Raw genomic sequence first — 2965 nt, 5'->3', positions numbered from 1 at the left:
TTTCTGAAAAGGTCCCACAACCCGGTTCGTAAAATTCACAAGAACCATTAAAATATTTTTTACTTTTCTATTGTATATTTCTCAACATATTATCTTTAAGTACTAAAATAATTAACAATATGGCATTATTAATAGTTGAATCACCTGCGAAAGCAAAGACGATAGGTAAATATTTGGGTAAAGAGTTCAAAGTAGCTGCATCCTTTGGACATGTGAGAGATCTTCCAGCAAAAAACGGCTCCGTCGATCCGGATAATGATTTTGCTATAAAGTATGAGACCATTGAAAAAGCAGAAAAGTATATAAAAGAGTTAGTAAAAGCCGCAAGTAAAACATCAGATATATATCTTGCAACAGACCCAGACAGAGAAGGGGAAGCAATGGCTTGGCATGTGATAGAGACATTAAAAGAAAAGAAAGCAATCAGTAATGAAAACAACATTTATAGAGTAGTCTTTAATGAGATAACAAAAAGAGCAGTACAAGAGGCTATAAAAAATCCACGTGAAATAAATATGGATTTAGTGCGTGCACAACAAGCACGTAGAGCTTTGGATTATCTAGTTGGATTTAGCTTGTCACCACTGCTGTGGACAAAATTGTCGGGGAGCAAGTCTGCAGGGCGAGTGCAGTCTGTTGCATTAAAGATTATATGCGAACGAGAAGATGAAATTAGTAAGTTTATAACAAAGGAGTATTGGAGCATAAAGGCAGAAATGCAAAATAGCAAAGATGAGGCTTTTTTTGCTATGCTAAGCCACTATGACAATAAAAAGCTAGAAAAATTTGATATTAAGAATGAAGAAGAAGCAAAGAACTTAGTCAGGGAGATTGAGTCAAGGCAATATGCCGTAAGCACAGTAGAATGCAAGCAAGTTAAGAGAAACCCGCTTCCTCCGTTTATTACTTCAAGTCTTCAGCAAGATGCAGTAAATAAGCTGTATTTTAACGTGAAAAATGTTATGCGAGTAGCGCAAAATTTATACGAAGGTATCGATATTGGTGGTGAAACTGTAGGGTTGATAACTTACATGCGTACAGATGGGTTTCATATTGCAGATGAGGCTATAAACTCAATTAGAGGATCAATTAAGTCATTATATGGTGATAAATATTTACCGCAGTCTCCTCGTAAATATGTAAAAAAGGTCAAAAATGCTCAAGAAGCACATGAAGCAATTCGTCCAACTGATAGCAATAGAACGCCGGGTAGTATTAAGGATTACTTAACGCCAGAGCAATTTAAATTGTATGATTTAATCTGGAAAAGGACCATTGCAAGTCAAATGGAGTCGGCGATCCTTGATCAAGTGCTAGTTGAAATTAGTTCTACTGATCAAAAAGTAGTTCTGCGAGCAAGTGGGTCGAGTATATTCTTTGGTGGTTTTTATAGAGTCTACCAAGATAACATAGAAGCCGAAAATGAAGGCCTGCTACCTGCCATGAAGGAAGGGGAAGCGTGTAAGCTGATTTCAGTTGAGCCAAAACAACATTTCACTCAACCGCCACCTCGTTATAGTGAAGCAAGTATCGTAAAAAAAATGGAAGAAATCGGTATAGGTCGACCATCAACTTATGCAACAATTATTTCGGTATTACAAGATCGTGAGTACGTTTCATTGGATAGCAAAAGGTTTATTCCAAGCAGCCGCGGTAAAATCGTTACTATATTTTTAGAAACTTTTTTTCAGCGTTGTGTAGAGTATGATTTCACAGCACAAATGGAAGAGAAGCTTGATTTAATTTCAAACGGACATGCAGATTGGAAAAAAGAATTAGGCCACTTTTGGGTGCCATTTTTTGGTCATGTAAACTCTGTCAAGCAAATGACGCATGATGAAGTTTTCAGCGGCATTCACGATTTGGTAATCGATTGGTTTTGTTCAGAAGAAGGAAAAAAAGAGGTGAATACGAAATGTCCTGATTGCTTAGGTGGCATATTGAAATTGAACTTTGGAAAAGCCGGGGTGTTCCTTGGATGTTCTAACTATCCTGAATGCAACCATACAAAAGAAATTACAGGTAGTAACGACAATTCAGAATATCCAAAAAGTTTAGGTATAGATGATATAACAGGACAACAGGTAGTAATTAAAAAAGGTCCTGTTGGGCTTTACCTGCAGTTTAATAATGAGTCAGAAAAGAAAAAGGCGGTTTCTATACCAAAAGATATAAATGTTAATGATATTGATCTGAGCACCGCTACTCAGTTACTTTCCTTGCCAAAAATAATCGGAGAACACCCTGAAACCGGAAAGGAAGTAAAAATAGACCTTGGGCGATTTGGGTACTGTATTTTGTATGATGGTAGATACTTTTCTCTTAAGAAAAGCTCCAAAGAGGTGCTGAATACAGAATTGAGCGAAGTTGTACAAATTATTGCAAACAGTCCACGCAAAGAGTTAAAATCTCTCGGGGTTAATGAAAAGGCAAAAGAAGTTTTTATCTGCAACGGTAGGTACGGATTCTATATAAAATGCGGTAAAACAAACGTTGCTTTGGACAAGAGTGCAGATATTGAAAGCATAGTTTTGAAGAAGGCTTTAGAGTTGATTAAGGGTAAGAAGTAAATACTTAAAAGGTATATATTTATAACTTTTTTATAAATAAAATAAGTTGAGGTATTGTATCTTATAATTGAAGAAAATACTTGTAAGTTCTATTTTTAGTACATATATTAGCCTTTTTATAATTTGCGAAGTAAAATTATGTTAAATAACATTGAACATTATGATTTATATAAAATTTTTGAGAAATATAGTAAGAACAATGATGAATTAGCAGACTGTGAGCGTTTAATAGGTAAGTATATTGAGAAGGCGATTGAAAAAGGTAATAATTGCTTTGAAGAAAGTGGTCTGCTTTGCCCGATAACAGGAGAACTAATATTAGAGCCTGTTAGAATAATATATGATGATGATTCAAAGTCGCAAAATGTGTTTGAGTACCATGAGCTTTTTAAGTG

Annotated in this window: 2 protein-coding genes; both read left to right on the top strand. The window is 35.3% G+C overall.

The genetic code is table 11. The features are described 5' to 3' along the window. Positions 1 to 119: 119 nt before the first annotated feature. Positions 120 to 2570: a type I DNA topoisomerase gene (topA, locus tag WGMM_RS01215; RefSeq protein ID WP_038248833.1), complete on the top strand. Its 2451-nt coding sequence runs from the start codon at positions 120 to 122 to the stop codon at positions 2568 to 2570. A 123-nt stretch (positions 2571 to 2693) separates the two neighbouring features. Further along, on the top strand, positions 2694 to 2965 hold a 272-nt coding region (locus WGMM_RS01210; RefSeq protein ID WP_240991823.1), incomplete at its 3' end, for a hypothetical protein.

This window comes from Wolbachia endosymbiont of Glossina morsitans morsitans, from assembly GCF_000689175.1.
Lineage (GTDB): Bacteria > Pseudomonadota > Alphaproteobacteria > Rickettsiales > Anaplasmataceae > Wolbachia > Wolbachia pipientis.
The sequence above is the reverse complement of the archived record's forward strand: the minus strand, read 5'-3'. Positions and strand labels throughout refer to the sequence as shown.

Bases quoted from the DNA above. Each gene is read 5' to 3' on its own strand.
- topA (WP_038248833.1), top strand. From the start codon at position 120: ATGGCATTATTAATAGTTGAATCACCTGCGAAAGCAAAGACGATAGGT.